The organism is Micromonospora sp. NPDC049799 (genome assembly GCF_040656655.1).
GTDB lineage: Bacteria > Actinomycetota > Actinomycetes > Mycobacteriales > Micromonosporaceae > Micromonospora.
Genome location: NZ_JBFAMU010000485.1, coordinates 1 through 3771, shown reverse-complemented (window position 1 = coordinate 3771; position 3771 = coordinate 1). Strand labels below are relative to the sequence as shown.

Annotated in this window: 2 protein-coding genes; both read left to right on the top strand. The window is 73.7% G+C overall.

All coding sequences use genetic code 11. The features are described from left to right. Window positions 1-393: acyl carrier protein (locus tag AB0I76_RS24960; protein WP_357040036.1), on the top strand; the 393-nt coding region annotated here is incomplete at its 5' end. Window positions 394-428: 35 nt separating this feature from the next. After that, window positions 429-3771, top strand: a 3343-nt coding sequence (locus AB0I76_RS24955) for an amino acid adenylation domain-containing protein (RefSeq protein WP_357040033.1), incomplete at its 3' end; no start/stop codon positions are given.

Below are 3771 nucleotides of genomic sequence, written 5' to 3'. Positions count from 1 at the left end.
CTGGCCGGCGGCGGCGCGGAGCACGGCACGTCGGCGCCGGACCTGGCGATGCTGACGCTGACCGACCCGGTGGCGGCCCGTGAGGTGGTGCTCGCCGGGCTGTTGGAGCGGGCGGCGGTGCTGCTCGGCCTCAGCGCCGCCGACCAGGAGGCGATCCGGCCCACCTTCGCCGGGACCCGGCTGAACGAGCTGGGCCTGGACTCCCTGACCACGGTCCGGCTCCGTCAGCGGCTGCTGGTCGACTACGCCGCCGATGTACCACCGGCGGACCTCTTCGGCGGCGGGACGGCGGCCGAGGTGGCCGAGCTGATCTGCCAGCAGCTGACCCTGCGCAGTGTCATCGCGGCCGACGACGACTTCGACGACGAGGACGCCGAGGTGCTGACGCTGTGAGCGCGGACGGTCCGAACTGGAGGAAGGGTGTTGCGGTGAGCGGAGCGGACGAGGGTGCGATCGCCACCCTGGTGGCCGACCTGGCACTGAGAGAGGTGCGGTTGAAGCTGGTCGGTGATGACCAGCTGAGCGTGAGCGCCCCGAAGGGGCGGCTCTCCCCGGACCTGCGCGAGCGGATCACCCGGCACCGGACGGAGCTGATCGGCTGGCTGTCCCGGGCCCGGAGGGCCGCCGATCCGGCCGGACCGCTGCCGGAGATCACCCCCGATCCGGCGGCCCGGCACGAGCCGTTCCCGCCGTCGGACATCCAGATGTCCTTCCTGGTGGGCAGCCGGGAAGGTCTTGAGTACCACGTCCGGCCGCACCAGTACATGGAGGTGGACTTCCCGGCCCTGGACCCGGCCCGGTTCGAACGGGCGCTCAACGCGGCGGCACGGCGGCACCGGCACAGCCTGGTGGTGGTCCGCGAGGACATGATGCTGGAGACGGTCCGCGACCCGGAGCCGATCCCGGTCGAGGTGATCGACCTACGTGGGCTCGACGAGGCCGGGCAGCAGGCCGGCATCGAGCGGACCCGGGCCGCCATGCAGCGCCGGGAGCTGCCACTGGACCGCTGGCCCTGGCTGGACGTACGGCTCTCGCTGCTGTCCGGCGGGAGGGTCCGGATGCACTGGAACAACAACAACTTCTTCAGCGACGCGCCCGGCACCGGCCGGTTCCTGAAGGACCTGCTGCACTGCCACGACCACCCGGACGAGCCGCTGCCGGAGCTGACGCTCGGCTACCGGGACTGCGTCCTGGCCTTGGCCGAGCTGGAGGAGTCGCCCCTGGGACGCGCGTCGAAGCGGTACTGGCTGGACCGGATGCCGGACTGGCCGACCGCCCCGGAGCTGCCCCTGGCACCCGGCTCGGACACCCGCCGCCGGTCCCGGCTGGAACGCCGGGAGCACGTGCTGTCGCCCGCACGGTGGGCGGCGTTCACCCGGCGGGCCGCCGCCCGGGGACTGTCCCAGACCAACGCCCTGTGCGCCGTCTACGCCGAGGTGCTCGCGGCGTGGAGCGGATCCCGGCATTTTCTGATCAACAACATGAACACCCACCGGCTGCCCCTGCACCCGCAGATCGGCGAGGTGATCGGCAACTTCTCCTCGCTCTACCCGCTTGAGGTGGACTGGCGGACCGGCGGCCCGTTCCAGGAGCGGGCCCGGCGGTTGCAGGCCCAGGTTCTCGCCGACATGCAGCACGTCTACTGGAGCGGGGTGAAGGTGCTGCAGGCGGTCAACCAGTTCCGCCGCACCCCGGGCCGGGCGGTCTGCCCGTACGCGGTGGGCAGCGCGCTCTTCGTCGGGCAGACCGACCGGCCGGCGTACAGCCTGCTGGAGACACCGCAGGTGCTGCTCGACTGCGAATTCTGGGAGCAGCGGGACGGCAGCATGTGGACGGTCTGGGACGTGCTGGAGGCAATGTTCCCACCCGGCCTGATGGACGACATGCTGGCCGGTTACGGGACGGTGCTCGACGCGCTCGCCGACAGCGACGAGTCCTGGGACCGCGAGTCGTTCGACCTGCTGCCAGCCACTGACCGGGACCGCCGGGCCCGGCTCAACGCGGCGGGGACGCCGGTCCCGTCGGGGCTGCTGCACGCTTCCCTCGCGCGGCAGGCAACCGACCGGCCGACCCGGGCGGCCGTCGTCGCCGGGGACACCACCCTCGACTACGCCGGCCTGTACGAGCGGGCCGGCCGGCTGGCCGCGGAGCTGCGGGAGACCGGCGTGACCCCCGGTGACCTCGTCGCGGTGGCCGCCGGGAAAGGCTGGCAGCAGATCGTGGCGGTGCACGCCGTGCTGCTGGCCGGCGGCGCGTACGTGCCGATCGACCCCGGCTGGCCGGCGGAGCGGATCGGCTGGCTGCTGGCCGACACCCGAGCCGCCGCCGTGGTCACCGACGCGGACAGCCGGGACAGGGTCGCCGGCGCGGCGCCGGCGCCGCGGGTCGGGGTCGAGGACGCCGCCGGTCATGGCCCGACACTCGGGTACGCGCCACTGCGCGAGCCGGTCGACCTGGCGTACGTGATCTACACGTCCGGGTCCACCGGCCGGCCGAAGGGCGCCATGCTGGACCACCGCGGGCCGCTGAACACGGTGACCGACGTCAACACCCGCTACGGCGTCACCGAGCGGGACGTGCTCCTCGGCATCTCCTCGCTCTGCTTCGACCTGTCGGTGTACGACGTGTTCGGCGCCGCCGCGGCCGGTGCCACCCTGGTCCTGCCGGACCCGACCCGGCACGACCCGGCGTCCTGGCTGGTGCTGGCCAGGGACCGGAAGGTGACTGTCTGGAACTCGGTGCCGGCGCTCATGCAGCTGCTCGTCGAGGAGGCCGAGACGGCCGGGGCGCGCCTGCCCGACCTGCGGCTGGTGCTGCTCAGCGGGGACTGGATCCCGGTGACCCTGCCCGACCGGATCCGCGCGGTCGCGCCCGGGGCCCGGGTGGTCAGCCTCGGCGGGGCGACGGAGGCCTCCATCTGGTCGATCGCTAACCCGGTCGAGCGGGTCGAGCCGGAGTGGGTGAGCATCCCGTACGGGAGGCCGCTGACCAACCAGACCTGGCACGTCCTGGACGAGACGGGCCGGGACGCGCCCACCTGGGTGCCGGGACACCTGTACGTGGGCGGAATCGGGGTGGCCATGGGCTACCTGGACGACGCCGAGCGGACGGCGGCCGCGTTCGTGTCGCACCCGGTCACCGGGGAGCGGCTGTACCGTACCGGGGACCGCGGCCGGTACCTGCCCGACGGCACCATCGAGTTCCTCGGCCGGGCGGACTTCCAGGTGAAGATCCAGGGCTTCCGGGTGGAGCCGGGCGAGGTGGAGCACGCCCTGCTGGAGCACCCCGAGGTGGCCGGCGCGGCCGTGGTCGCCCGGAGCTCCGGCTCAGGGCGCCAGCTGGCCGCGTTCGTGGTCGGTCGGGACGGCCGGGACCGGCCCGACCCGGGGGCCGTCCGCGAGTTCCTCGCCGCCCGGCTCCCCGCGTACCTGATGCCCGCCCATCTGGTGGTCCGCGACGCACTGCCGCTCACCGGCAACGGCAAGGTGGACCGGCGGGCGCTGGAGGCCGTCGGCCTCGCCGACGGCGGCGGCGAACGCCGGCATGTGGCGCCGCGCACCCCGACCGAGACCGTGCTCGCCGAGATCTGGCGGGAAATCCTGCGGGTGGACCGGCTCGGGGTCGAGGACGACTTCTTCGACCTGGGTGGACAGTCCTTCGCGGCGCTCCGGGTGGTCGGGCAGATCGCGCAGCGGCTGGGCCGGCGGGTACCGCTGGGCGCGCTGCTGGAACGGCGCAGCGTGGCCGGGCTGGCCCGCTGGCTGGACGCCG